General features: G+C 60.0%; 19 protein-coding genes. 5 read left to right on the top strand and 14 right to left on the bottom strand.

The features are described 5' to 3' along the window. Window positions 1-58: 58 nt before the first annotated feature. The 3 genes from hpaE to LOY28_RS12450 are packed head-to-tail and all read right to left on the bottom strand — an operon-like array spanning window position 59 to window position 2,962. Window positions 59-1,519 (bottom strand): 5-carboxymethyl-2-hydroxymuconate semialdehyde dehydrogenase, encoded by a 1,461-nt coding sequence (gene hpaE / locus LOY28_RS12440; protein ID WP_258613933.1) that lies wholly within the window; start codon window positions 1,517-1,519, stop codon window positions 59-61. Beyond that, entirely contained in the window at window positions 1,491-2,294 is an 804-nt protein-coding gene (locus tag LOY28_RS12445) for a fumarylacetoacetate hydrolase family protein (RefSeq protein WP_258613936.1), read from the bottom strand. Before LOY28_RS12445 ends, hpaE begins: the two co-directional genes overlap by 29 nt. An 11-nt stretch (window positions 2,295-2,305) precedes the next feature. Beyond that, a complete protein-coding gene (locus tag LOY28_RS12450) occupies window positions 2,306-2,962 on the bottom strand; it encodes a fumarylacetoacetate hydrolase family protein (protein ID WP_028940811.1) in 657 nt (218 codons plus the stop codon). Between the two features lie 189 nt (window positions 2,963-3,151). Here LOY28_RS12450 and hpaA point away from each other — a divergent pair, with 189 nt between their 5' ends. Further along, window positions 3,152-4,054: a 4-hydroxyphenylacetate catabolism regulatory protein HpaA gene (gene hpaA, locus LOY28_RS12455; RefSeq protein WP_018927925.1), complete on the top strand. Its 903-nt coding sequence runs from the start codon at window positions 3,152-3,154 to the stop codon at window positions 4,052-4,054. 115 nt (window positions 4,055-4,169) lie between these two features. Here the strand turns inward: hpaA and LOY28_RS12460 are convergent, their stop codons facing one another. Next, window positions 4,170-5,426, bottom strand: a complete 1,257-nt coding sequence (locus LOY28_RS12460; protein WP_018927926.1) for an OprD family porin — start codon at window positions 5,424-5,426, stop codon at window positions 4,170-4,172. Window positions 5,427-5,680: 254 nt separating this feature from the next. On the opposite strand from LOY28_RS12460, the gene hpaR reads away from it, so the two are divergent. From hpaR to pcaG, 4 genes are all read left to right on the top strand, one after another. Beyond that, window positions 5,681-6,103, top strand: a complete 423-nt coding sequence (hpaR, locus tag LOY28_RS12465; protein ID WP_026286558.1) for a homoprotocatechuate degradation operon regulator HpaR — start codon at window positions 5,681-5,683, stop codon at window positions 6,101-6,103. A 145-nt stretch (window positions 6,104-6,248) separates the two neighbouring features. Then, window positions 6,249-7,178 carry a pca operon transcription factor PcaQ gene (gene pcaQ / locus LOY28_RS12470; protein WP_258613938.1) on the top strand — a complete coding sequence of 310 codons (930 nt, stop codon included), beginning with the start codon at window positions 6,249-6,251 and terminating at the stop codon, window positions 7,176-7,178. A gap of 103 nt (window positions 7,179-7,281) precedes the next feature. Further along, window positions 7,282-8,001, top strand: coding sequence for a protocatechuate 3,4-dioxygenase subunit beta (pcaH, locus tag LOY28_RS12475; protein WP_258613939.1), 720 nt, complete (start codon window positions 7,282-7,284; stop codon window positions 7,999-8,001). Window positions 8,002-8,012: 11 nt separating this feature from the next. Next, window positions 8,013-8,618: a protocatechuate 3,4-dioxygenase subunit alpha gene (gene pcaG / locus LOY28_RS12480; protein ID WP_258613940.1), complete on the top strand. Its 606-nt coding sequence runs from the start codon at window positions 8,013-8,015 to the stop codon at window positions 8,616-8,618. Between the two features lie 105 nt (window positions 8,619-8,723). Here pcaG and LOY28_RS12485 read toward each other — a convergent pair whose 3' ends face one another. The 10 genes from LOY28_RS12485 to bcsQ form a co-directional block, all read right to left on the bottom strand. Further along, the gene (locus tag LOY28_RS12485; protein WP_258613941.1) at window positions 8,724-11,147 is read right to left on the bottom strand and encodes a glucose/quinate/shikimate family membrane-bound PQQ-dependent dehydrogenase; all 2,424 of its coding nucleotides are present in this window, start codon (window positions 11,145-11,147) and stop codon (window positions 8,724-8,726) included. A 243-nt stretch (window positions 11,148-11,390) separates the two neighbouring features. Continuing rightward, the gene (locus LOY28_RS12490; protein WP_064617408.1) at window positions 11,391-12,545 is read right to left on the bottom strand and encodes an alginate O-acetyltransferase AlgX-related protein; all 1,155 of its coding nucleotides are present in this window, start codon (window positions 12,543-12,545) and stop codon (window positions 11,391-11,393) included. Further along, window positions 12,545-13,954: an MBOAT family protein gene (locus LOY28_RS12495; RefSeq protein WP_258613942.1), complete on the bottom strand. Its 1,410-nt coding sequence runs from the start codon at window positions 13,952-13,954 to the stop codon at window positions 12,545-12,547. Before LOY28_RS12495 ends, LOY28_RS12490 begins: the two co-directional genes overlap by 1 nt. A gap of 18 nt (window positions 13,955-13,972) precedes the next feature. Further along, window positions 13,973-14,647, bottom strand: a complete 675-nt coding sequence (locus LOY28_RS12500; RefSeq protein ID WP_258613943.1) for an alginate O-acetyltransferase AlgF — start codon at window positions 14,645-14,647, stop codon at window positions 13,973-13,975. Continuing rightward, complete coding sequence (locus LOY28_RS12505; RefSeq protein WP_026286561.1) at window positions 14,644-15,312, bottom strand: SGNH/GDSL hydrolase family protein; 669 nt, start codon at window positions 15,310-15,312, stop codon at window positions 14,644-14,646. Before LOY28_RS12505 ends, LOY28_RS12500 begins: the two co-directional genes overlap by 4 nt. Window positions 15,313-15,329: 17 nt before the next feature. Continuing rightward, window positions 15,330-19,190: a cellulose biosynthesis protein BcsC gene (locus LOY28_RS12510; RefSeq protein ID WP_258613945.1), complete on the bottom strand. Its 3,861-nt coding sequence runs from the start codon at window positions 19,188-19,190 to the stop codon at window positions 15,330-15,332. Beyond that, entirely contained in the window at window positions 19,166-20,407 is a 1,242-nt protein-coding gene (gene bcsZ, locus LOY28_RS12515) for a cellulose synthase complex periplasmic endoglucanase BcsZ (RefSeq protein ID WP_258613946.1), read from the bottom strand. Before bcsZ ends, LOY28_RS12510 begins: the two co-directional genes overlap by 25 nt. 7 nt (window positions 20,408-20,414) lie before the next feature. Further along, window positions 20,415-22,718, bottom strand: a complete 2,304-nt coding sequence (gene bcsB, locus LOY28_RS12520; protein ID WP_258613947.1) for a cellulose biosynthesis cyclic di-GMP-binding regulatory protein BcsB — start codon at window positions 22,716-22,718, stop codon at window positions 20,415-20,417. Next, window positions 22,715-24,946 (bottom strand): UDP-forming cellulose synthase catalytic subunit, encoded by a 2,232-nt coding sequence (gene bcsA, locus LOY28_RS12525; RefSeq protein WP_258613948.1) that lies wholly within the window; start codon window positions 24,944-24,946, stop codon window positions 22,715-22,717. Before bcsA ends, bcsB begins: the two co-directional genes overlap by 4 nt. Then, window positions 24,943-26,028 carry a cellulose biosynthesis protein BcsQ gene (gene bcsQ, locus LOY28_RS12530; RefSeq protein WP_111454945.1) on the bottom strand — a complete coding sequence of 362 codons (1,086 nt, stop codon included), beginning with the start codon at window positions 26,026-26,028 and terminating at the stop codon, window positions 24,943-24,945. Before bcsQ ends, bcsA begins: the two co-directional genes overlap by 4 nt. Window positions 26,029-26,236: the final 208 nt, after the last annotated feature.

Consider the following 26,236-nt stretch of genomic DNA (forward strand, 5'->3'; position numbering starts at 1 on the left):
AGGCTGCGATGAGCCGATGCGCGGCCCATCGCTGCCTTCAGCAGCGACCATCGGCTGTTCAGAGACCCCAACGCGGGATGTGATGACTGCCCATGGAAATGCAGATGTTCTTGATTTCGGCGAACACCTCAAAGCTGTACTGGCCGCCTTCGCGTCCGGTACCGGAACCTTTCACACCACCGAACGGCTGACGCAAGTCCCGCACGTTCTGACTGTTGATGAACACCATGCCGGCTTCGATGCCGTAGGCCAGGCGATGGGCCTTGCCGATGTCCTGGGTCCAGATGTAAGACGCCAGGCCATACTCGGTATCGTTGGCCAGTTGCAGGGCCTCGGCTTCGTCCTTGAACGGAATCAGGCACACCACCGGACCGAAGATCTCTTCCTGGGCGATACGCATCTTGTTGTTCACGTCGGCGAACACCGTCGGCTGAATGAACTGGCCTTTACTCAGGTGCGCCGGCAAGTTGGCCGGACGTTCCAGACCACCGGCGAGGAGGGTGGCGCCTTCCTCGATGCCGATCTTGATGTAGCCAGTGACCTTGTCGTAGTGGGCCTGAGTGATCATCGAGCCGACCTGAGTCTTCGGGTCCTGTGGATCGCCGACGATCAAGCGTTTCGCGCGGGCAGCAAACTCGGCGACGAACTGAGGGTAAACGCTTTCCTGAATGAAGATCCGGCTACCAGCGGTGCAGCGTTCGCCGTTCAGCGAGAAGATGGTGAACAGTGCGGCGTCGAGGGCGCGCTCCAGGTCCGCATCTTCAAAGATCAGCACTGGTGACTTGCCGCCGAGTTCCATGGAGTATTTTTTGAGGCCGGCGGTCTGCATGATTTTCTTGCCGGTGGCGGTACCTCCGGTGAACGAAATTGCGCGCACATCCGGGTGCCGAACCAGTGCGTCACCGGCGGTGGCTCCGTAACCCTGGATGACGTTGAGCACGCCATTGGGAATGCCGGCCTCAACAGCCAGACGACCGAGTTCGTTGGCTGTCAGCGGGGACAGCTCGGACATCTTCAGCACCGCAGTATTGCCCAGTGCCAGGCACGGCGCGGTTTTCCAGGTGGCAGTCATGAACGGCACGTTCCACGGTGACACCAGACCGCAAACACCCACCGGCTGATACAGGGTGTAGTTGAGCATCTGGTCGTCGACGGGGTAAGAGTGACCGTCCATGCGGGTGCAGACTTCGGCGAAGAAATCGAAGTTGTGCGAAGCGCGGGGGATCAACACATTTTTGGTCTGATGGATCGGAAGGCCCGTGTCCAGCGTTTCCAGTTCGGCCAGACGCGGGACATTCTGCTCGATCAGCTCACCGAGCTTGCGCATCAGTCGGGCACGTTCCTTGGCTGGCGTATTAGCCCACTTGGGGAAGGCTTCCTTGGCCGCGGCTACGGCCTGAGCGACTTCTTCGGCGCCGCCGCTGGCGACTTCGCCGATGGCTTCACCGGTGGCCGGGTTGTAGTTGACGAAAACGTCTTTGCTTTCGACCTCACGGCCGTTGATCCAGTGTTTGATCATGTTGCTCAAGCCTCTTTCCGGCGGAGAAGAATTCCGCTTCGCTAACAATTCGATTAACCAGGCGACCCACGCCTTCCACTTCCACAATCACTTCATCGCCTGGAACCACATCGGCCAGACCTTCCGGCGTGCCCGTAGCGATCATGTCGCCGGGCTGCAAGGTCATGAAGCTGGACAGGTATTCGATCAGGTAAGGGATGTCGAAAATCATGTCGGAGGTCGAGCCTTCCTGACGTAACTCACCGTTGATCCAGGTGCGCAGTTTCAGGTTGCTCGGGTCCGGCACGTCGGCGACGTCGACGATCCACGGACCGACCGGCGTCGTGGCATCGCGGTTCTTCACCCGCAGGTTGGGCCGGTAGTAATTTTCCAGGTAGTCACGGATCGCGTAGTCGTTGCACACCGTGTAGCCGGCCAGGTACTGGAGGGCGTCTTCACGCTTGACGTTACGCGCGGGCTTGCCGATGACGGCGACCAGTTCGCACTCGTAGTGCATATAGGCGACGTTGTCCGGGCGCCATGTAGCCTGGTTATGGCCGGTGTAGGTGCCCGGGGACTTGATGAACGCCAGGGGCTCGGTGGGCGGCTTGAAGGCCAACTCGGCGGCGTGGTCGGCGTAGTTCAGGCCCAGGGCGAACATGCTGCCGGTGGCCGGTGGCAGCCATTGCACTTGTTCTTCGGCCAGCAGGCGGCCGTCGGCCAGGCGCACGGCGTTGTGCTCTTCGACATGGACGAGGTGGACTTCACCTTCAAAGCGGATACGGGCGTGTTTCATGGAAGCTCCTGTTACTCGGCCACGATGTGGTTGACGAGGCGGCCCAGGCCGCTGATTTCGACTTCGACGGTGTCACCGGGCTGGACATCGACACGGCCTTCAGGGGTGCCTGTGATCAGCACATCGCCTTCGTGGAGGGTCATGAATTCGCTGATTTCGGCGATCAACTGGGGAATGCTGCGGACAAAGTTGGCCGTGGAGTTTTCCTGGCGCAGTTCACCGTTGACGAACAGTTTCAGACTCAACTGATGCGGATCGGCGAGCTGGTCACGGCCCACCAATTCCGGGCCCAGCGAGCAGAAGCCGTCACGACACTTGGCTTTCACCGCCGGGCGGTAGTAGCTGTCTTCCGGCAGGCTGAACTCATTGACGATGGTGTAGCCGGCCACATGTTCCAGCGCATTCTCGATGCTGACCCGGCTGGCGCTTTTACCGATCACCACACCCAGTGCAGGCCCCGGTTGCAGGCGTTCACCTTGCGGATGAATCACCGCGCGGTCATGGCCATTGCGGGTGTTGGGCGTCTTGATGAACAGCACCGGTTTAACCGGCGGTTTCTGGTAAGGCGCTTGCCCGAATTCGGCGATACGTTGGTTCAGCAACCCTTGATAGTTCAGCGCAACGCCGAACAGGGTGCCGTTCGCAACATCATGCAGGGCACGGCTCATGCTTTTCTCCTGGCAATGGCGGAGCAGTGACTGCTTCGCGAAATATTCGTTAACCTGTTAACGTTATAATTAATATGTTAACAATCGTCAAGCGTGGCAAAATGCGCTGGCAGTGGTTAGCCGCCGCAAACCGGCGCAGGATGAAAGTCCTTGCACTGCCAACACGCAAACAAGAAAGAGAACCGAGCGATGATCGATCGTCAGCCGATCCCCAATATCAACATCGGTCAGGTCTACGACCAGCGTTACAGCGATGCCGAAGTGCACTACGACAAACTCGGCAATCTGGCTGAGTTCTTCGGCCGCAATATGCCCGTGCACCGACACGACCGGTTCTTCCAGGTGCATTACGTGAAGAGCGGTGCGGTGCGGGTCTATCTGGATGACCAGCAATACCTCGAGTCGGGACCGATGTTTTTCCTCACGCCACCGACGGTGGCCCATTCCTTCGTCACCGAAGCGGACGCCGACGGGCATGTGTTGACGGTGCGCCAGCAACTGGTCTGGCAGTTGATCGATGCCGATCCGAGTCTGGCGCCGGGCTCGCAGTTGCCAGCGGCTTGCGTGGCATTGGCGGGGCTGGCACCACAGTTCCAGCCCGAGGTCAGGAGACTGGAGTTTCTGTTCGAGGAACTGTGCAACGAGATCAACGGCGACAAGCCAGGGCGGGGGGCGGCCTTGGAGAGCCTGACGCGATTGATCGTGATCAGCCTGCTCAGGCTGTGCGCCAATTCCCTGGAAGCCCGCCCGGCACGCCATGAAGACTTGCGGATCTTCCACCGCTTCAACGAATTGATCGAAGACCATTACCTGCAGCACTGGCCGCTGTCGCGCTATGCCGATGGCATTGGTGTTACCGAGGCACGGCTCAACGATGTCTGCCGGCGCATTGCCGACCTGCCGTCCAAACGTTTGATCCTTGAACGGCTGATGCAGGAGGCCAAGCGTCTGTTGTTGTTCACTGGCAGTTCGGCCAATGAAATCTGCTACCAGCTGGGCTTCAAGGACCCGGCCTATTTCAGTCGGTTTTTCCAGCGTTATGCGCTGGTGACCCCTGGGGAGTACCGCCTGCGGCAGTCGGGTTTGCGCTGAGGTAGCCATGTTTGCTTCTCGATAGGCGCCGAGTGTTTGTCGAGCAATCATGGTCGCAGCCGGTGCCCTGAAAAATGGCTTTTACAGGGAACCGATTGCACTTTTCATGGGCGGCTCACCACAAGGCCAGGCTGTAGCCGATGATGATCCGGTTTTCGTCTATATCGCTGGTCAGGCCGTTGCTTGAGCGAAGAGTGGCGTTGCGTAGCCGCACATTGACGTTCTTCAGCGGACCACTCTGCACCGTGTAAACCAGGTCGGTGTCACGCTCCCATTCCCGACCGTTACGCACGGTGGAGGTTTGCACATGAGAGCCGTCGACATAGCGAGTCATGAAGGTCAGCCCAGGCAGGCCCAGGGCCGCGAAGTTGTAGTCGTAACGCGCCTGCCAGGCGTCGGTCTCGGCCTTGGTGAAGACGTTGATGGTCACCAGGTTTACTGAATATGGGTCCAGGCCCGGAAAGGCGAAGTCGCCGTCTCCGGAGAGATTCTGGTACCCCAGGCCGAATTTATGGGCACCCATCGACAGGCTTACCATGCCGTTGAAAAAACGGTTGTCGATCTTGCCGCCATCGACCCTGGATGGACTGCGCAATTCATGGTTGCCTTGTTCGCGAGTATCGAAATAGCGCAAATCGCTGCGCAGATTCACACCTTCTGCCAAGGGCAATTCATGCACCAGACCGATGAAGTGCTGGCTGTAGATGTCCTGCATCCGGGCGTAATAATAGGTCGCTGCCAGGTGTGGATTGATCGCGTAGGTGCCACCGGCCAGATCGAGATGGCTGCTTTGCACACCGGCGTAACTCATCTCGTCATTGCTGGAGGAGTCTCGTAGGTTCTGCTTTTCCAGGCGGCCCAGATTCAGGGTCAGGCCGTCGACTTCCTGGGAGGTGACCAGCTCACCGCTGTAGGTTGAGGGCAGCAGTCGGGTGTCGTTATAGGCGGCCACGGGCAGTTGCGGCTGTAGGGTGCCGAGTTTGAGCACGGTCTTCGATGTTCGCAGCTTGGCGGTCAGGCCCAATTCGCTGTAGCTGTCCTCTGGTTGCTGGCTGGCGCCAAAGGGCAGCAAGCCGGTGCCTCGACGATCGCGACTGGAGTCAAGTTTCACCCCGAGTTCGCCCAAGGCATCGACCCCGAAACCGACCATGCCGTCGGTGTAGCCCGACTCCAGGCGTAATACAAAACCCTGGGCCCACTCTTCGGCCTTATTCTGTGGTGCGTTGCTCTGACGAAAGTCTCGGTTCATGTAGAAATTGCGCAGGTCCAAACTGGCTTTACTGTCCTGGACAAAATCAGCGTGAGCGCTAAACGGGCTAAACGCGGCGCACAGGGCAACGCTTGCCGCCGTGCGAAGGAGGCACGAATGCATGAGGGGGGTCCTTTTGTTGTTTTTGTAGGTATCACCCCCTATTCGGTAAGGGGTGTCATATAGTTAACATCTTATCTATTATTTTCGTAGCGTTTTTTTCAGTTTTTTCAGAAAAAGCAGGGGTGGTGGCGATTATTTTTTATCTGAGATCATTGATTTGTTTATAAGTTAATGATGTGCTGCAGAGGGGATGTTGCATGCACTCTGTGCCGACTCTAAGCTTTGAGGCTTCGACCTCTTTTTCCGCGTGAACCATGCCGACCCCCAGACCGTCCCTTACGCTCACCTTGTTGCAGGCCCGCGAAGCAGCCATGGCATTTTTCCGGCCGTTGCTCAACGAACATGATCTGACTGAACAGCAATGGCGGGTGATCCGTATCTTGCGTCAGCACGGCGAACTGGAAAGCCATCAACTGGCTAATCTGGCATGCATCCTCAAACCGAGCATGACCGGCGTGCTGTCCCGGCTGGAGCGCGACGGTATCGTCCGGCGCAGGAAGTCGTCCGAAGATCAGCGCCGGGTATTCATCGCCCTGACCGAGCAGGGGCAGCAGTGTTTCGTCGACATGAGTGCGGGGATGGAAAGCAACTACTTGAAGATTCAGGAGCAGTTCGGCGCGGAGTCGCTTGAGCAGTTGCTGGAACTGCTCAATAAATTGAAGAACATCAAGCCCTGATTGACGCAATGTCCTGTATTTGACATCCCCTCCGAGCAAGTCAAAAAAGTCCATTGCCACCATCCGATCACCAGGAAATTGAGCGCACGCTAAGATTGCCTGCAAACGTTTCGATACCAATGAGGCAACCTCACGGGGCTCCGTAGTGAACATCGACACCCGCATCAAATTCCGTCACCTCGTGTGCTTTCTCGAAATGGCTCGTCAGGGCAGTCTGGCGCGGGCGGCGGATGTGTTGGCGGTGAGTCAGCCAGCGATGTCGAAGACGCTCAAGGAGCTGGAGGAACTGCTGGCGGCAAGTCTGTTTATACGCAGTAAAAGTGGTGTGAACCTGACCGAAGCCGGGGTTGCCTTTTTGCGTTATGCCGGGCCTTCGGTGCAGGCGCTGCGCGATGGGGTGAACACCTTGCGCGGTGGCGAATATGCGGCAGGCACGGTTCGACTCGGCGTGTTGTCGACAGTGGAAAGTTTGCTGGTGCCTGAGGTTGTACGGCGCTTGCACGAGCGCCATTCGGCGCTGGTGGTGAGTGTGGTGACCGGGCCAAGCGCCTATTTGTTGTCGCAGTTGCGGGTGGGTGACGTGGACCTGGTGGTCGGCCGTATGACCGATAGCCCGGAGATTCAGGGGCTGACCTTCGAGCATCTGTACAGTGAATCCATGACACTGGTGGTGCGTCCCGATCATCCCTTGCTGGCCGAGTCACTGGAGCGTAGCGCCCTGGAAGATTTCCCGCTGGTGCTGCCGCTGGCAGGAACGACGATTCGCAAATATGCCGATAGCCTGTTCGTGCAATGTGGCATCAGCCAGTCGCGGCAGCGTCTGGAAACCTTGTCCGTGACCCTGAGCCGTCGTTATGTGTTGTCCAGCGAGGCGATCTGGATCGCGCCTCTGGATGCCGTGCGCCTGGATCTGGCAAGCGGCGAACTGCTTGAGATCAACCTGGGGCAGCGCGAACCGGGTGGTTCGGTGGGGATTTCCAGTAACGCCAGCTTGCCGTTGTCACTGGCGGCCCAGTGGTGCGTCGAGGTGCTGCGCGAGGTAGGGCAGGCGTATCGCGAAGGGTCTTATCCATAACCATTTGGTTATGTGTTGAGGGTGGCTTTTCAATATTCCCCAGCCTTCTGTTGTTTGAAACTGCGCAGGTAGTGCTCCATAAATCAAACAACAGGAGATCGACATGTCTGATGCAGACAGCAGTCGTTTCGTTATTCGTGACCGTAATTGGCACCCCAAAGCCCTGACCCCTGATTACAAAACCTCTGTCGCCCGTTCTCCACGCCAAGCCTTGGTGAGCATCCCCCAGTCGGCCAGCGAAACCAGCGGCCCGGATTTCTCTCACCTGAAGATGGGGCGGTTCGATAACGACCTGCTACTCAACTTCAATAATGGTGGGCTGCCGGTCGGCGAGAGGATCGTCGTTTCCGGCCGGGTCTGTGATCAATATGGCAAGCCCATCCCGCATACCCTGGTGGAGATGTGGCAGGCCAACGCCGGTGGTCGCTACCGGCACAAGAATGATCGCTACCTGGCACCACTGGACCCGAATTTCGGCGGTGTCGGCCGGGCTCTGACTGACCGTGACGGCTACTACAGCTTCCGCACCGTGAAACCCGGTCCGTATCCTTGGCGCAACGGTCCGAATGACTGGCGCCCGGCGCACATCCATTTCTCCATCAGCGGACCATCGATCGCCACGCGCCTGATCACCCAGCTGTATTTCGAAGGCGATCCACTGATCCCGATGTGCCCGATCGTCAAGTCGATCGCCAATCCAGAGGCGGTACAGAGCCTGATCGCCCGGCTCGACATGGGTAATGCCAATCCGATGGATTGCCTGGCCTATCGCTTCGACATCGTGCTGCGCGGCCAGCGCAAGACCCACTTCGAAAACTGCTGAGGAGTCCGTCCATGCCTATCGAACTGCTACCCGAAACCCCTTCGCAAACGGCCGGCCCCTATGTGCATATCGGTCTGGCCCTAGAGGCTGCCGGCAACCCGACACGGCCGGAAGAAATCTGGAATCAGATGGCCAAGCCGGGTGCCGAGGGCGAACAGATTCTGCTGATCGGTCATGTCTATGACGGCAACGGTCACCTGGTGCGAGACTCGTTCCTGGAGTTTTGGCAGGCCAACCATGAAGGGGTTTACGACCCGGTCTTCGACTCGGAAAAAACCTTCAACAGTTTCGGCCGAACCGCCACCACCTTCGATGCAGGGGAGTGGACACTCAATACCATCAAGCCGGGCGTGGTGAAGAACGCCGCCGGGGTGCCGATGGCGCCGCACATCAATGTGTCGCTGTTTGCCCGCGGGATCAATATTCACCTGCAAACCCGGCTGTACTTTGCCGATGAGCCACAAGCCAACTCGACGTGCCCGGTGCTTAATCTGATCGAGCAACCGCAGCGTCGCGAAACGCTGATAGCGCAGCGTTGCGAGGTGGATGGCAAGGCGGCTTATCGTTTCGACATACGTATTCAGGGGGAGGGTGAAACGGTGTTCTTCGATTTTTAAAACCCGCTTCGCGCCGAGCCAGCGAGTTCAACGGGCCAAGCGTGCAGACAACAAAAAAGCCGCTGCCACCCTCACAGGGCGGCAGCGGCTTTTTGTTGTTACAGGTTACTTGCTATCAGGCAGCGCGTAAGCGATCACATAATCGCCGCGATCGGGCGACTGACGCGCACCACCCGCGGTGATGACAACGTACTGCTTGCCTGTTTTCGGCGACACATACGTCATCGGGCCACCCTGGCTGCCCACGGGTAGCCGGGCTTTCCAGGCCTCTTGTCCGTTGGCGGAGTTGAAGGCGCGCAGGTAGTAGTCCTGTGTACCGGCGATGAACACCAGGCCGCCCTGGGTAGAGAGCGTACCACCCAGCGTCGGCATGCCGATCGGCAACGGCAGATGCATCTTGATACCCAACGGGCCAGTGTCCTGGACGGTGCCGACCGGCACTTGCCACGCGACTTTCTGGGTTTTCATGTCGATCGCGGTCAGTGTGCCAAAAGGCGGTGCCTGGCAAGGGATGCCGGCAACCGACAGGAAGCGGTTCTTGTTCACTGCATACGGGGTGCCTTTGAGCGGTACTGCGCCCATGCCGGTGTTCAGTGCTTCACCACCGGAAGAGGTCTTGGCATCTTTCTGCGCCGCAATCATCTGGATCCACAGGCCCAGACGCATGTCGTTGACGAAGATAAAACCGTGTACCGGGTCAGTCGAGATACCACCCCAGTTCATCCCTCCCAGCGAGCCCGGGAAGCTCAGCGAGATATCGGTGCCTGGTGCGGTGTACAGCCCGTCGTAACGCATTTTCTTGAACGAGATACGGCAGAGCAGTTGATCGAACGGCGTTGCCCCCCACATGTCCGACTCGGTCAGCGTTTGCGCGCCGATCGCTGGCATGCCCACCGATTTCGGCTGAGTCAGCGAGTAAGGTTCGTTCGGGATGTTCGAGGTTTTGACCGGAACCTCTTCCACCTTGGTCAGCGGTTTGCCGGTGGCGCGGTCAAGCACGAAGATCTGGCCGGCTTTGGTGCCGATCACTACGGCGGGCACCTTGCTGCCGTCGGCTTTGGTGAAGTCGATCAGGCTTGGCTGCATGGGCAGGTCGAAGTCCCACAGGTCGTTGTGGACGGTTTGGTAGACCCACTTTTCTTCGCCGGTTGTTGCGTTCAGTGCAAGAACGGAAGCGCCGTACTTGTGGTTCAGTGCCGTACGTTCCACACCGTAGATGTCGGTGGACGAACTGCCCATCGGCAAGAACACGGTGTTCATTGCCGGGTCGTAGGACATCGGTGCCCAGCTGTTGGGCGTGCTGCGCACGTAGGTGCTGCCGGCCGCCGGAGCCTGCTTGTCTTCGGGGTTGCCCGGGTCGAATGCCCAGCGCATCTCGCCGGTGACGACGTCGAAACCACGGATCACGCCACCTGGCATGTCGGTCTGGACGTTGTCGGCGACACGGCCGCCGACGACCACGGTGGTCCCGGCCATCAGCGGTGCCGATGACAGCTGGTAATAGGAATCAGGGACGTCACCAAGACCTGCTTTCAGATCAACCTGGCCGTTGTTACCGAAGCCCTGGCAGAACTCCCCTGTATCTGCGTCCACTGCAATCAGGCGCGCATCGATGGTGTTGGTCAGCAGACGGCGCTGGCAGTTGGCGCCGGCCGGTATCGACACGGGTTTGACAGGTGTGCTGCCGTCAGCAGGCTGGGCGAGCGCAGCGGTAGCGTCGAAGTAGGCGATACCGCGGCAACGTTGCCAAACACGGGTCTTGGCGTTGATCTCGTTTTTCCACAGCTGTTTACCGGTGTCGGCATCCAGTGCGATGAGGTTGTTGTGCGGGGTGCAGATGAACACCTTGTCGCCAACCTGTAACGGCGTCATCTGATCTTCGGCGCCATTGCCGTCGCTGATCGCGATGTCCCCGGTATTGTAGGTCCATGCCGGCACCAGCTTCGAGACGTTGCTACGGTTGATCTGGTCCAGAGCAGCGAAGCGGCCGCCACCTTCGTCGTTACCGTAGTGTTCCCAGTTTTTCTGGGCCTTGGCAGGGTCGACCGTGGTCAGGCCAGGGCCGTCACCGGTCGGCGAAACAGGGGCATGGGGTACGAACATACCGGCACCACCTGCAACGATGGCGACTGCCAGCACACCGCTCAGAGCGTAGCCACTGCGACCGCTGGCCAGGCTATTGGCCTTGCGCAGATGGGGGTAGACCAATGCCACCAACAGGCTCAGCACGCCCAGGGCGAACAAGCGAGAGATCAGTGGCCAGAAATTCAGTCCGACATCGGCCAGCGCCCAAATCACGGTCAGCACCATCACCGCCGCGAACAGCCAGGCACCTTGCAGACGCTGCTTGAAGAGCAGTACGGCAGAGACGATCAAACCGAAACCGGCGAGCAGGAAGTACCAGCTGCCGCCCAGCGTGGCGAGGTAGCCACCACCTGCTGCGAAGAATAATCCAAATACCAGCACACCGAAGGCGACGACCCAGATGGGCCAGCGGCTGACGGATGCCGAAGGTCGAGACTTAGTCATGTTGCATGATCCTACTGACGCATGAACGTTTGTGGGGAGGGTTAAGAGCAGTGAAGGCAAGTCTGAAAATAGTTGTTAACTATTTGGTTAATTGCGCAAAGATATCAAAAAAAGCGAGCCCTGCGACAAATTGTCATTTGCCGGAAAGGAGAAACACTGTTGCGAAGATGGTAACAATCGAGAGAAATGCCCTGAACACACGGGGCGAGCTGGCGAAGATTGCCTTCAGCCAGGTGTGATTGCCTACCGCAAAGAGCGATAGGCAATGGGGTCGACGTACGCCGATTGCAGGTCCCGCTCCGGGATTTCCCAGATGATTTGCTTTGGCGGCGTTTCTTTGGAAGCCGGGTTGTTGAGGTAGCTGTTTGCAGCGCCAGAGAACGCTCCACCGTCTTTGGCGAAGTTACCCACGGGGGCGCCCAGTGCCTGCTGCAGAAACCCTGCGAAGTTGGAGTTGCGTGAGAATGAAGTGCCGATGAGCGCGGTGTTGGGGAGGTCGGCATCGCCAAAAAGGTCTGCCTCAGTGTCAGGGTTGGCGGCCGACGTAACGGGAAGTTCGTGGGTGCTGGTTTGGGCGACCATGTCAGGTGCGGGTTGCCATTTGAGCGGCAGCCAGTCGATGCCCGCCAGATGGACCAGATCGCCAGGTCGAACTGCGAGCGGGGCATGACGTTCATTGAACGACCTGCTTGGCGTGGCGCTGATGCCCAGGGTCTTCAGGCGCTGTGTGATGGCATCGGCCGCCGTTTTCGCGCCGGATTCGCTCCAGTGCGTATCGGTGCGCAACCAGGCACTGGCCCCCAGTGGCGTCAGCGCCGCGGTGAGGTCCAGATTCGACACGCCGCCCGCATCCAGCTTTGAGGTCCAGGCCTGGATGCGTCCTTCGAGAGCGGCTGGGCGGTGCAGTGTGCAACGCTGCTCGGAAGCGATGCGGCTCTTGTCTGGAACGATGACCACCAGCAGGCTGATACCACGCTGGGAGAGCTGCTGCTTTAGATCAATCACGGCCTGGGCTTTGGCATCGGCATTGCGCTGCGCTTGATGATTAACCTTGAGCTCATCGGCCAAAAACAACCAGCCAGGACAACCTGAGCGAACCCTCGGCCCGGTGTCACTGAGGAGCAGCCAACTGACTCCGCGCTCCAGCTTGGCGAAGGTCGTGGGGAGGTGAGCGTTCGACAGTTCCTTGGCGAGTCGATGAGTGATATCGCCGTCAAGAATCTGCGAGGTCTGCACTTCACCGGGTAACAGTGAGATCTGCCCTGAAACGATCAGACGGCCAGAGGACAGCAGTCCGACGAACAGGAATATCAGCAGCGCCACGCCTGCCAACCGACTGCTGCGAATCGCCAAATCATCTGGCTGAGTAGGGAGCGGGGGAGGCTTTAGGGTTGTCATCAGAATTGGAAGTACAGGAAGGGTACGGTTTCGCGACTGGCGATCAGTGCGAACGACAGCATGAAACCGGCGATGGGCCAAAGGGCGGTGGTGTGGAGCAATAGGCCGCCCAGTCGTTTCTCACAGTAAGGGTGCAACAACGGTGCAACGACACCGAACACCCCCAGCAAACCCGCAAGGCCGTGTACCGGGCGTAGGGTCGCGGACAGTTCGTCACCGAGGGCAATGCCCTGCAGGCCGAACTGTCCGGCATACAGGCTCAGCGCGCTATGAAAGTCGGGGGCGCGGAACAGTGTCCAGGCCAGGCAGACGAACAGCAGGGTCAGCCCATGGGAAAACACTGGCTGTAACGGGGGCAGGGTAGAGCTGTTCCAGACACGATTCACACACAACGCAATGCCATGGGCGCTGCCCCACAGCAGATAATTCCAGCTATCGCCACCGTGCCAGAGGCCGGCGATAGCCATGATCAGGAACAGGTTGCGATAGGTTTTCCAGGTGCCGTTGCGATTACCACCCAGCGAAATATACAGATAGTCACGCAGCCAGCTGGACAGCGACAAATGCCAGCGGCGCCAGAAGTCCTGGATGCTGTTGGCCAGATAGGGACGGTTGAAGTTCTCGGGAAAGTGGAAGCCCAGCATCAATCCAAGGCCAATGGCCATGGCGCTGTAGCCGGCGAAGTCGAAGAACAGTTGCAAGGAGTAGGCAAGGCAGCCGATCCAGGCGTCAGAGAAACTTGGGTTCTGCACATTGAACGCCACATCGACCACCGGCGACAGGGTGTCGGCCACCAGGACCTTCATGCTCATCCCGACCATGAACCGGCGTGCGCCCAGCGAGAAATTCTGCCAGTTGAAGTGACGCTGATTCAGCTCACGCCGAACCCAGTCATAGCGAATGATGGGACCGGCGACCGAATGGCCGAACATCGAAATATAGGTGGCGTAATTAATGAAGCTGCGTTCGGCCGGCACGGTGCGGCGGTGTACATCCACCAGATAGGAAATCGCCTGCAAGACGATAAACGATAGCCCGGCCGGCATGATGACTCGCTGCCAGTCCAGCGGCATGGCGCCAGACCAGGCAAGGGCATCGATCAACGTACCGGCGACGATGTTGGCGTACTTGTACCAGCACAGCACCGCCGTGTTGAGCACGATCAATGTCACGAGTAGCCGCACGCGGCGCTTGTCTTTTTCCCGCAAGGCGTCAATCAGCAAGCCGCCGGCCCACGCCGTGATCGTTAGCACCACATGCACTGCGAGGAACCGAGGGCTCAACCAGCCATAGAACAGCCAGCTGCCGATCAGTAACGTGACGTTGCGCCAGGCGGCTGGGCACACTGCATAGCTGCACAAGAACAGCGGCAGGAACAACGTCAGAAACTCGAGAGAGGCAAAAACCATGGTGGTGGCGCGATCCGATCAGTGGGCCAGGACGTCAGTCGCGAGCAACAGGTGCGGGCCATTTGCACCAGGCAGCAGCACAACGCTGTAGCGCTCGCCGGCCTTGAGCTGGCCGAGGTCAAGTGGCGCACCGACATTGGTTTGGGCGCAGACCAATTGAACCGACAGGCTGACCGGGTTGATCGCTCGGCGTTGCACGCTGCCGTCGGCCACCTCCTTGAACAGGTCGGTGTTTTTCCCCGCAGCACGCAAACCGGCCTGGGTGCACGCTGGATCGGCACTGATAAACGCCAGCGAGGCTCTCAGGCTATTGAAATCGTCGGGTTGCTCACGGATGACGACCTGACGGATACCTTGAGCGCTATCTGGCAAAGCGATCACACTGGCGAATTCGCCTGCTGCCACCTGGATGTCCAGCGGCTGGCTTTTGCCGTTGCGTTCCAGGGTGCCCTTGATCGGCTGGTTGGCGGGCACGGGCAGGTAGTCGGACACGGCATTCGAATCCTCGAGCCTGAGGCTGGCCCGCGAGCCTTCGGCCAGCAGCTGCAAGGGGCGGTCGGCGGCGTTGATAAAGCGCACGAAGGCCGAGTCCTGATCCGGGCCCGTCGGGTACAGGGCAATGTCGGCGGCCTGGGCGTGCAGGCTCAGCATCAAGGGCGCGAACAGCGCCCAGCCACATGCGGATCGAGTCATTTGCCGGCTCCTGTGCTGCTGACGGTGTCGGCGGGCAACTTGGCCAACGCACCACCAATCGCAGTGCCCCAGGCTTGATAACCGGCAACGGTAAAGTGCTGCCCATCGGTGGTGATCCACTGCCCGGGTTTGGAGAACGTCAGCGAATCGATGTAGGTGCAAGGCGCCACGTTCGCGGCTAAAAACTGCGACATCAACTGGGTGCGGGCATCATTCTTCTGGTACATGCCACCGGCTTTGCCCCAGGCCGGGCCCACCCAGGCGCAACGGGTCCCGGTGGCCGCGATGGCCTTGGCCAGGCCGGTGACGCTTTGCCATGCCCAGGCCTTCGGAAACACGGGCTTGTCGTAGGACGCCATGGTGTCGCCGATGACCAGTACCACCAGGTCGGGCTTGTCGGCGGCGATCAGGTCCTGGATCGGTGTGGTGGTGGCGTCACGACCCTTGATCACCATCTTGTCGTTGCCTTTGCGCTCGGCACCGCAGTCGACCTTTTTACTGATCAGCCAGTCGCCGGCGCTGGCGCCACAGGCACCGATGGAGTGAACCAGGGCGCCTTGGCGAGTCAGGTTGTCGTGCAGCGGCTCCAGCAAATGGTCCGCGAGGCTCATATGGCTCTCCCCAAGAACAAGGAGCGTCAGGCCGGCAAGGGCAGAAGTGGGCATCGGAAACTCCAGAATGATCAGTTGGAATAAGGTGAGGCGTACGGACTGACCGGCAAGCTCATGGGGCCGCTGATGTCCTCGAACAGGTAACGCAAAGACAGGGCGCCGCTGAATTGTTGGTAGTCGTGGGCGTTGTCCAGGCCCAGATTGGCGCCCAGCAGGAAGTTCGAAGCGACCTTGTATTCAGCCGCTGCGGCGACGCTGTAGCCGATCCCGGTTTTGTTTTGCCCGGCGTAACGCAGGCCCGAGGCCGCCTGCAGGGCTTTGTCGGTCGGGAAATAGTCGACACTGTCTTGCTCGAAATGCTGCACGCCGACCGAGCCCTTGACTTGATACGTCAAGCGCCCGGTGCGTTGTGCCCAGGTCACCGGTACGCCCAGGGCGAAGAACGTCTGCGGACTGAAATAGCCGCCGTGGCCATAGGTGAAATAGTCCTGATTGTTCGCGTAGCTGATGCCGGTCATGCTCAGGCCGACGGTCAGCTTGCTGTCCGTTGCATTTTGCAGGTACCAGTAGATGCCGCTGCCCAGTTCACTGCGGCTGTTGGATTCGACATGGTTGCCCAATAGCTGGTGCCAGGAGGCGTAGCCATAGGCGCCGACTTCACTGTCGTCATAGCTCAACTGGCCGCGCCCGCCGTTGGCGGTCACACCGCCCCAGGACTGCCCGCTGCGTTTGTCCGTGGTACCGGCAAACGAGGTGACGCTGTCAGTCACCGGACGCCGGGAAACGCTCACCCCGTAGCGGACATTAGAGGAGTCGCTTATGGGGCGATCAACGCTGATGCCGCCCGTGGCGGTGGAGTATTTGAAGCCGAGCGGGGTGGTGCCGAGATCGGCCTTGAGCCCTTCCGCGGGCCGTTGGATAGCGACGGAAAGACCGACACCCTCGGCTTTTTGCGAGCCGGCGCCTTCGCTCTGCGCACCGCTACCGAAGCGCTGCAATGCTTCGCCGCTGGCACTGCCGGCGTTCAGCGAGACCGGTGTCACGCGCAGGGCGACGCGGCTTTCATCCAGCGGGATATTGATTTCCAGCGGCGTTTCAATATCGGTCAGCTTGCTCAACCCCGACTCACTGTTGTTGCTGCGAATGCTCACGCCCTGGGTGACGTAGGCACTGCGCTCCTGAAGGATTTTATTCAGCGCCAGTTGCGCGGGGCTGATGTCTTCACTCACCAGTGCTGCGCGCGGCAGCTGCGACTCGAATGGATTGCTCGCCTGCTGGGGCCTTGGCAGGGCGTCGATGCCAAAAGGGGAGGTAGACCTCACGCTGCCCGGCATTTCCTGAGCCGGTGGCGGGATCGCTGCCAGCAAGGCGTCGCGACTGACCTCGCTACGTGGCCCCGACACCCCCGCAAAAGGGTTGGGTGCCACCGTCGACCCGGCCAGTTGGCCGCTCTGGTTTCTGCGTTTCTCGCTCTGTTCGATGGCCACTGCCTTGCGCAGCAGATCGGCCGCCATGCCGGTCTTGCCCATGTTCTGGTAGAGGCGTGCGGCCTCGGTCAGCGTTTGAGGGTTACCGGATTCGGTCTTGAGCAGCTGTTGCAGTACCTGTTCGGCAAAGCCTGTGTCATGTGCCAACACCGCCGCGTCGGCGGCACCCAACAGCAGTTGTGGGTCGTTTGGCTGACGTTGTAACAGCGGCTTGTAGAGTTCGAGGGCTTTTGCCGTGTCGCCGTTGGCCGAATACATTCGTGCCAGCGCCGCGACGGCGGCGCTGTCACCGGGACGTTGCGCCAGCGCGGGCGCCAGCGTGTCATACGCGCTGGCCAGATTGCCTTGTTCGCGTAGATGGTCAGCCTGGCGGATGCGATAGAGATGGAGCAGGTCGTCGAAACGCTTGCGAGTCGGTGCGTTCAAGGGCTTGTTCTGAAGGTCGCGCAGAATCTCGTTGACCTGGGCGTCTTCCCCGGACTCAAGCAGGACCGAGGCGTATTGCAGGATGAAGTCCGCCGAGGGCGCAGCGGTGTGTTGCAACTGGCCGCGCATGAGGGCCAGCGCTCGGGTCGGCTCGCCGATCTCGACATAGGCCGAGGCCAGGCTCGCCGTGCGATCTGGACTGTTGTTGGCCGTCGGCTGAGTACGATCGAGCAAGGTCAGGGCTTCCTGGCGCTGTCCGCGCTTGCCCAACCCGATCGCCTGGCTGAGTTGCAGGTTGAGGCTGACATCAGCGGCCAGTGCTTCCATGTCCGGGGTGCGCTGGTCGGGGCGCAAGCGTCCCAAGGTTGCCTGGGCGGCTTTCCACTCACCCATCTGGACCGACAGCAAGGCGCTGACGTAAAGCGCATCGGCATTGTCGGGGTGGGCCTGGAGCATGGTGTTGATCAGGTCCCGAGCCTTTTGCGGTTCGCCCATTGCCAGGTTCAGGCGGGCCAGGGCGAAACGTGTCCAGATGTTGTCCGGCTCAACGCGCAGCGCGTCTTGCAAGGCGTTGCGCGCAGCGGGCAGGTCGTTGCGTTGTTCGGCGAGGGCGGCCAGTTGTGTCGCGCGCAAGGCTTGCAGGCGTGCGGACTGGCCGGTCTTTGCCTGTCCGGTGGCTGGCAGGCTGTTGATCAGTTGCAGGGCTTCATCGTTCTTGCCGCTCTTGAGCAGCACATTGACCAACCCTTCCTGTGCTCGAGGGTCGTCGCGGCGCAGATTCAAAATTTGCCGATAGTTGCGCTGAGCCTCATCGAACTGGCCCGCGCTGGCCTGAATATCCGCCAGGGCGAGGAGAGCATCCGCCCCGTTTGGATTCTGCCGCAGCGCCTGGTTCACCAAGGCCTGTGCCTGGGCTGTCTGGCCTTTGGCCTGGGCATCGCGGGCCTGCTGCAACGCAGACCAGTAGCGCACTTCGTTCAGCGCCACTTGCCAGCGGCTGCCGTTGTGTTGTCGCGTGGCCTGCCCCAGGAGCTTTTCCGCTTCGGCCAGTCGCTGTTGCTGCTGGCGAATAACTCCAAGGCCGCCCAGCGCGTCAGCGTCATCGGGCTGGGTTTTCAAGCGTGCTTGAAACGCCTGTTCGGCGGTGGCCTGGTCGCCTGCTTTGAGCGCCTTCAGGCCGCGCGCGACTTCGGCGGGCGGTTGCCATTCCTTGCTGGCCGTCGTTGCCGGCTGTTGCTTGCCCTTGTTCATCTGCGCGCGGATTTCCACGTCATCCGGATGCGTCTTGAGGTACGCCTCGAACAACGGTACTTGTGCCGGATTGGGCGGACCGATCCAGGTCAGTGCCAGTCGCCAGCTTTCGTCGGCATCACCGGCAATGTCGGTACGCTGGGTCAGCGCGGCCAGTGCACGAATGCCCTCGGCACGGCTGTCTTCACGACGGACCAGATGCTTGGCGTAAAACAGCGCGACGATCGAGTCGTTGGGCATCTCACGTTGCAGGCGCTGGAACCCGCTGCGCGCTTCAGCCCAGTCAGCCTGATTGAAGGCAAGGTTGTTGTAATACTCGCGGCCGATCGTACCTTGAGGTGGGCGGCCATCGAACAGCGAGCGAAACACGGCGGTCGCCTTGTCACGCTCACCGGCATCGACGAGGCGCCGAGCCTCCTCCAGGCGCTGCTGGTTCTGCGGTTGGGCCACGCCGATGTCCTGCGCCAATTGCAGAGCCTGCCGAGGCGTTGGCTGGATGGCCTGCAAGCGGGCGAGGTATTGCTGCGCCTGTTGTGGCTTGCCCTGTTGCACGCCGATCAAGCCCAGGCCATAGAGTGCGTCAACCTGGACCGGGTCCAGCAGCAGGACTTTCTGCCAGACTTCCGTAGCGCGTTGAGGGTTGTTGTGCGACTGCCAGTAATGCCCTTGCTCGACGAGTAACGTCTGTGGCGTCGGACTTTGAGCGTGTGCAGCAGCCGTCCATGCGCTCATGACGGCGATGGCTAGCGTGCGGTGGTGCGCGTGCATGCGGTCTCCCAGGAGAGTTTCAGCGTTCCGTCTTCCCGGAATCGGTAATGTTTATCTGCCCAGCCGAGCGCGAACAGGCTAAGCATGAAGTTGTAGTAACGCGGCGGACTGGCGTCGGCATCAGGCCTGGCCAGCGCCTCTTGCAAGGCGAGCTCCACGCGCTGGCGTTGTTGATCGGCCAACCGGGGATGCCCCTTGGCCTCAAGGTAGGGAATCAGTGCAGCCCAGAATCCAAACGGGCTCTGACCCTGGACACTGCCGTGGAGAATCCGGACTGTTTCCGGGGGGTAACCCGTCGCGACAGTGCTGCGAGCCATGCCGTCCAGCCGTTTGAGCAGGAGCGCTGCCAGCGGTTCGGAGGCGTCGCTCATGCCCAGCCAGAGGTACGCGCGAATGGCATCGTAGCTACCCGTGTCGCCGTTGATCGGGTCGCTGACGAAGACACCCGATTGCGCTGAAGTGCCTTGATAACCGACCCAGTCAGCGACAAAACCGTGGTGGCTTGATTGGGCAATCATCGTCGCGGTGTTGTTGGCAATCGCTTGCCAGGGGCCGTTGGGAGCTTCCTTGGCCAGCCGCCGTAATAGTGGCAGTGGCAGGTAGCTGGGGTTCAGGCGCCAGAGAGCATCCGGCAGGATGAAGCCCTGTGGTCCAGGCAATACCATCGGACCCAGCCCGGGCAGCGTGACGACCAATTGCGCTTCAATCGTCGCCATCAGGTGCAGGGCATCCTGGCGATAGTCCGGCCGATGCCACAGTCTTGCGGCCTCGAGCAGGGCGTAGGCGATCCACAGGTCGGCGTCGGCAGCCGAATTGGCGTCTTGCAGGCGCCACTGACCGTCGGTGTCTTGCCCCCATAACCAGCCTGGCAGGCGAGTGGCGGTGGCGGAGCCTGCGAGGTTGGCTGATGTCCAGCGCCAGAGTTTGTCAAAGCGTGGCTGATCGTTGCCGATCAGTGCGAAGAGCATGCCGTAGGATTGCCCTTCAGAAGTGCTGTGATTATTCTCCAGGCTCGATTCCAGAACCCGGCCGTCGGCCTGGACGAAGCGCGTTGCGTAGGTTTGCCACAGTGGCCAGGCCGGCAACTCACAGGGAGTTGTGGCGGCTATCGCAGGCACCGGCAGGGCGAGCGCAAGCACAACGCTCAACCTGCGCACGTTACCGCGCAGGCACTGGCGAAGTGAAACCGCCCGGCTGCTCATGGACGACACAGGCATGCGCAGCTCATTGGCCAAGACGACGTTTGGCCCGTAAGCGCAGGGCCAGGTAAGTCATCGAAGCAAGCAGCAGGACCCCGAGGAGCGTGAACAGCATGAGCGCCATTATGTTTTGCGAGAGGTACCACTGCAGATAGCGCAATGGCCCCAGGCTCCCGACGTAGTAGTCCTGTTCGGCGACCAGCGATTTGACATGCTTGCCCTTGACCACCACCAGACTGCCTTGCAACTCGTGGGCGTTTTCTTCGCTGCTGAGCAGGGCGTTGGTCACGTCGGCCAAGCCGTTGGGCCTTGCGCTGGCGATAAACACCACACTGCGCCCACTCTTGAGCGGCGATTCGAATCCAGTCAGATAAGCACTGCCGTCGTCAGCGCTGAACCTGAAGCTGCTGCGCGCTTCACGCAGATTGGTTTTCGTATCCGGGCTGATCCAGTTGCGCAGACGCAAGGGCAGGTCAGACAGTTCAAAGTACTGCGCAGCAGCTTCGTCCTTGGCCGGCAGCAGGCTTTGCCATTGCTCCAGCAGCGGCTGATTGTTGCCCGAGGCGAGCACCAGCAGATCTCGGTCGCGTTGCTCGGCCACCTGGTCGGCGTGGACCACCTTTACGCCGGTGGCCGGATAACCGGTGGAGTCGCCGAAGCGGCCCAGCACGGTCAGATAGGCGCTCAGATCGGCCGGGCCTGGCTCGTTGGGCAGGATCACCGATGTTTCAGAAAGGTCGGCCATGCGGGTGAACGGGAAGCCGCTGTCCTTGAACACCCCGAGGTTGGGCATGGCCATGAAGTGTTCGTATTGGCTGAGGTCCAGGGTCGAGTCCGGGTCGATCACACCGCGCATGTTGTCGATGATGATGTCGCGGCAGTCGCCCTGTTTGATGTAGTCATACATAAAGCGAAATTGCAGGCGTGATTGCAGCGCTACGGAATTGAGCGGCAACAGCATGCGCGACGTGCGGGCCAGGCTGTCGTCGGTTTTGAGCATCGCCAGCAGGCTGTCGCTGCTGCCGAGTTTCTCGATCGAAGGCAGATCGATCGACTTGATGAAGGTATCGTTGAAATTGACCAGCAACGAGGAATTGGTGGAGACCGGCTGCGGCGTATAGCGGTATTTCAGGTCAAGTTGTGCGCCGGGTTCACGCCAGTTGAACAGGTCGGGTGGCAAGCGCAGCGCAACCGTCATTTGTCCCGGGTTGTAACCCGATACATTGAGTTCTGCGGGCTTCGCCAGCTCACCCAGGCGAACCGGGCGGTCGGAGGGCAGCCAGTTAGGCGCGTCGTACGGTCGGCGTGGCTTGAGCGAGTCGATCCGGTCGATCACCACGCTCTGCCCGGAAAAGGCCGAGCCACCGAGGGCCAGCGCGGTCGCGGCGACCTTGAGATCGGCGCCATCGCGCCCGGAGACGATCAACAGTTTGCCCTGAGCATCATTCGGGTTGCTCACGAGTGTCAATGTCGGCCCCGTGGCCGCTTTGATCGGCAAGCCACTCAAGGCCGTCGATTCGCCACTGCTGACAAACACCACGGCGTTGCCTTTGGCCGGCAGGCTGGTGAGGCTGGCGGGGAAGGTTGCGCCGCGGTAGCTGGCCAGGGCGCCAAACCAGGACGACAGGATACCGGCGGCCTCAAGCTCAGGGCCGCCCGGGCGCGCAGTGAACACGAAGGGCAGCTTCAGGGGCGAAGCATCTCGACGATCGAACAAGGGCAGAGGCAGAGCGGACAGGTCGTTGGGCTGTTTAATCGAGGACACCTGGAGGCTCAGCTGGCTATCGTTGCCGATCTTGGCCCACAGGCTGGAGTGCAGAGGGTCTTCACATTGCATCGTGTAGTGACCGATGAACTGCAGGCTGAGCCGGTTGAATTCGGTGATGGTTTGCGGCGGAATCTGCACGGTCCGGGTCTGCAATTTACCGGCCTCTTCCTTGGGGAGGGGCAGGCTGGCGGCCACTTGATCGTTGATCAGCACGTTGATTTGCGAAAGGTCGGCCAGCAGCGCCGGTGAATAGCTGTACTGCAGCGTGACCTGCGCAGCCGTGACGACTTCATCGGCGCGCACATTGAAGTTCACACTGTCGGTAGCCTCCACGCCTTTAAGGTTCATCGAATAGCTTTTGCCGAGCTCCTTGAGGGTGCGGGTATAGCTGTTGCTCGGGGCATCGGTCCCGGGCAACGATGCGACCGGCATCACCGCCGGCTCTGTGGCGTTGATTGGGGTGGTAGCACTCAACGCCCAGTCGCTCCAGCCCACTAGTGAGCAGGCGAGCAGCATGAGTGAGCGACGAGGAGGAAAGGTTCGGCGAGTGGAAGGCTTCAAGATCGTTGCGTGTCCGCGGTGGGGTCGATGGGTGATGGAGTGGCCGGGCGTTTGCGCAGCAGCGCCTGGCTGTCCTTTAGGGTGGCAACGAACAAGCGCAGGATGGCGCGCAAGCCAATGCTGCTGACCTCGCGCAACGCTGACATTGGCGCGTCGAGGCGGCCGTTGCCCCACGTGTTGGCCCAGGTGTCGGCCCGTGAAAAGGTCAGTCGCACCAGCTCACTTTGCTGGCGCAGGGTCAAACCCTCGAATTTCACGCCTGCCACGTTGTCGTTGCTGAAGATCGTTGTTGCGGGAAAGAGGCTTGAGGGAGGTGTGCGCAGAATGCACAGCCGCAGCTTCTCTTTGGCGCTGAGCTGAACTTGCGGTGGCAGTGCCAGACCCACGCCGTTTTGTGAGAAGTCCCGGGTTATGCAATCGAACGATGTGCCGTCTTCGCGATAGACGCGCACGGGCAGATCCGCGGGCACCCTGGGCTCGTTGCGCACCTGAGAGGACTCAGTGGCCACCGCCACGGCGGTGCTGACGATGATGATGTTGTACACGGTCCAGATCAGGTTGATCAGCAGGGTAGTGACCTCGGCCGAATCACTCCCGACCAGTTTCACCACGCCGATCGCCAGACCGATCATGTTCAAGGTCAACAGGACGATGTAAGGCCGCGCGAGCTTCCAGTTGAAATAGTCCTTTTCGACGGTGCCGCCCTTGTCGGTCACGTTGAATTTGCCCAGCGAAGGGCTGATCAGGGCCAGCAGGACCGGTCGCATGATGTGCCAGGCCAACACCGACTCATACACTTCGTTCCAGAAGGAATGGCGGAAGCGCCCCTGGATGCTGGAGTTGGTCAGGCTGGAATGGAAAATATGCGGCAGCACATAGACCGTGACCATCAACGCCGAGGCATGGAAAATCTGCGCGTCGAAAAACAGGTAGGCCAATGGTGCGGTCAAGAACACCAGGCGGGGCAGGCTGTAGAAAAAGTGCATCATGGCATTGAGGTAGCAGATGCGCTGCCCCAGGTTCAGCCCTTTGCCAAACAAGGGATTGTCGGTCCGAAAAATCTGCACCATGCCCCGTGCCCAGCGTATGCGCTGGCTGATGTGTCGGGAAAGGCTTTCGGTGGCCAGTCCCGCCGCTTGTGGAATGGCGAGGTAAGCGGTGTTGAAACCACGGCGATTGAGCTTGAGTGCCGTGTGCGCATCTTCGGTCACGGTCTCGGTGGCGATGCCGCCGACTTCCAGCAAGTGAGTCCGCCGGATGACCGCGCAGGAGCCACAGAAGAATGCCGCGTTCCACAAGTCGTTGCCGTCCTGCACCAGGCCGTAGAACAGCTCACCTTCATTGGGTACCGAGCGAAAGGTATCGAGGTTTTTTTCGAACGGATCGGGTGAGTAGAAAAAATGCGGCGTTTGCAGCAACGCCAGGTTCGGGTCCTTTAAAAACCAGCCCATGGTGATTTGCAGGAAGGAGCGGGTGGGCACGTGGTCGGCGTCGAATATGGCAATGAACTCGCCATCGGTGACTTTGAGTGCCTCGTTGAGGTTGCCGGCCTTGGCATGTTGATTGTTGTCGCGGGTGATGTAGTTGACACCAATCTGCTGACAGAAAGCCTTGAATTCCTCCCGGCGTCCGTCATCGAGCACGTGCACCCGCAGTTTGCCCTCGGGCCAGTCAATGGCCTGAGCCGCGAGCACCACCAGTTTGACGATACCCAGTGCTTCGTTATAGGTGGGAATGAACACATCCACCGTCGGCCATTCAGCGGGTGGCTGTTGCAGAAACTGCGGTTTACGTTGCAACGGCCAGGCGGTCTGTATATAGCCGAAGACCAGGACGAGCAAGGCATACAGTTCTGCCAGCACCAGCCCGTAGCCAAATACGGCATCCTGCCAGTTGTCGAAGTCCAGGGTGTCGGACAGGCGCCAGTACATGTAACGCAACGAAGCGATCAGCGAGAGGGTAATCAGGGTCAGGATCGCCAGACGCCCGGTTTGCTTACGGATGATCAGGCTGGCGGCAAAACAGACGGAGGCAAACACGGCCTGGGAATACAGACTCTGCGGCGCAGTGAGGATACCCAGCACCAACAATGCTGCAATCAGCCCGCCTGAAATTTTCAGGCCCAGGCGCCAACGCAGGGGCCATTGACTGAAGCGATCCTGGAAGCTATCCAGCAGCTTCTGCAACCACCAGGTCTTTGCAGGTAGCTGATTCAGCTGGACGGTCATAGCGTGCCCTGCTGGCTGGAAGCATCCGCGAAAAGCAGGGCATGGACCGCGCCTGATAGCGACAGAATGTCCTGACAGCCAATGCTCTCAGGTGCGTACTGCAACAGGTCCCGACCATAGGCCAGCGACTCGTTGAACTGGTGATCGAGGCGAATCGTCCCGATCAGGTTAGCGCCGAGCCGTCGCTGAAACAGCACGCCCATGTCCCTGCTGAACGCACGAGAGTCATCCCGTTGGTTGAGCACATACCGCTGCCGCTGTGCGCGTCGCGGGCTGGTTTCCAGCCACTGGGTCATGGTGTCCAGTGCCAGGTAGGAGGCCGCGTCGGCCACCGTCATCACCAGCACCAGATCGGCGGCGTCGAGTGCCTGTTGCGAATAGACGGTCGCGCCCGAAGGCGTATCCAGGATCACGATATCGTTTTCGCTGAGGTTCATTGACGCCAGGTGCTGATTCAACCAGTCAGCATCTTCAAGCAGCATCTGCCTGAGCAATCGGCGTTCGTTCAGCTCGCCAGTGCCGAAGGGCAGGCACTCACTGTCACTAAAGCCCGGCAGGCGATGAACGCCCCAGTCGGCGTCCTGCTCTTTGAGCTGGATCAGCCCGGGAGCCGGCCTGGTGATACCCAAGTGGCTGGACAGCGCGTTCTGAGGGTCCAGATCAATCGCGATGACTCGCCCTCCAGGGTGCCGAAGGGTTTTCGCGAGGCCAGCGGCGACGGTACTTTTACCCACCCCACCATTCGCTGAAACGATGGCAATGACCTTCGCCTTCGTCCGCTTGTGAATCGTTTCTGGCAGACCGTCTCGGCGAACCTGGTTGAGTTCTCGCAACAGGTCGCTCAATCGCTGACGGTCACCCGTAGCAGAACTCGCAAGTGGTTCGGTCAGGGGAGGGGGCTTGGGCGATGGTGGCGAGGGGGGAATATTTTTCACCGGTTCGACCGGCGGTTCTGGCTCAGCCACCGCAGGTATGACCGGGTCGTCTTTGAAATCTTTATAGTTTGGTTGTATTTCCTGGTAAGTCTCTGCGTTTGCGCCAAAACGTGTAAAGAGTTTCGTAATGTCGTCTACATATTTCATGCGTTGTACCAGGAATGAAATAACTTAGAAACTCAGCATTCCATTAACTTAACAAAGTTGATGCGTCGTCTAGGCGTTGGCAGAGTGCCATTAATTTAGGGTTTCCATGTAGGTGTGTCAATAATTGTTATAAAAAGTCAGCGAGTCATGTTGGTGTTTGTCCAAGTATTATTTGTGTGTTGTGATATTTGTAGAAAGTGTGAATGTT

The organism is Pseudomonas sp. B21-017, from assembly GCF_024749245.1.
Taxonomy (GTDB): Bacteria; Pseudomonadota; Gammaproteobacteria; order Pseudomonadales; family Pseudomonadaceae; genus Aquipseudomonas.

Excerpts from the sequence above, each read along its gene's own strand:
- hpaE (WP_258613933.1), bottom strand. The coding sequence starts at position 1,519 with ATGATCAAACACTGGATCAACGGCCGTGAGGTCGAAAGCAAAGACGTT.
- LOY28_RS12445 (WP_258613936.1), bottom strand. The coding sequence starts at position 2,294 with ATGAAACACGCCCGTATCCGCTTTGAAGGTGAAGTCCACCTCGTCCAT.
- LOY28_RS12450 (WP_028940811.1), bottom strand. The coding sequence starts at position 2,962 with ATGAGCCGTGCCCTGCATGATGTTGCGAACGGCACCCTGTTCGGCGTT.
- hpaA (WP_018927925.1), top strand. The coding sequence starts at position 3,152 with ATGATCGATCGTCAGCCGATCCCCAATATCAACATCGGTCAGGTCTAC.
- LOY28_RS12460 (WP_018927926.1), bottom strand. The coding sequence starts at position 5,426 with ATGCATTCGTGCCTCCTTCGCACGGCGGCAAGCGTTGCCCTGTGCGCC.
- hpaR (WP_026286558.1), top strand. The coding sequence starts at position 5,681 with ATGCCGACCCCCAGACCGTCCCTTACGCTCACCTTGTTGCAGGCCCGC.
- pcaH (WP_258613939.1), top strand. The coding sequence starts at position 7,282 with ATGTCTGATGCAGACAGCAGTCGTTTCGTTATTCGTGACCGTAATTGG.
- pcaG (WP_258613940.1), top strand. The coding sequence starts at position 8,013 with ATGCCTATCGAACTGCTACCCGAAACCCCTTCGCAAACGGCCGGCCCC.
- LOY28_RS12485 (WP_258613941.1), bottom strand. The coding sequence starts at position 11,147 with ATGACTAAGTCTCGACCTTCGGCATCCGTCAGCCGCTGGCCCATCTGG.
- LOY28_RS12490 (WP_064617408.1), bottom strand. The coding sequence starts at position 12,545 with ATGACAACCCTAAAGCCTCCCCCGCTCCCTACTCAGCCAGATGATTTG.
- LOY28_RS12495 (WP_258613942.1), bottom strand. The coding sequence starts at position 13,954 with ATGGTTTTTGCCTCTCTCGAGTTTCTGACGTTGTTCCTGCCGCTGTTC.
- LOY28_RS12500 (WP_258613943.1), bottom strand. The coding sequence starts at position 14,647 with ATGACTCGATCCGCATGTGGCTGGGCGCTGTTCGCGCCCTTGATGCTG.
- LOY28_RS12505 (WP_026286561.1), bottom strand. The coding sequence starts at position 15,312 with ATGCCCACTTCTGCCCTTGCCGGCCTGACGCTCCTTGTTCTTGGGGAG.
- LOY28_RS12510 (WP_258613945.1), bottom strand. The coding sequence starts at position 19,190 with ATGCACGCGCACCACCGCACGCTAGCCATCGCCGTCATGAGCGCATGG.
- bcsZ (WP_258613946.1), bottom strand. The coding sequence starts at position 20,407 with ATGCCTGTGTCGTCCATGAGCAGCCGGGCGGTTTCACTTCGCCAGTGC.
- bcsA (WP_258613948.1), bottom strand. The coding sequence starts at position 24,946 with ATGACCGTCCAGCTGAATCAGCTACCTGCAAAGACCTGGTGGTTGCAG.
- bcsQ (WP_111454945.1), bottom strand. The coding sequence starts at position 26,028 with ATGAAATATGTAGACGACATTACGAAACTCTTTACACGTTTTGGCGCA.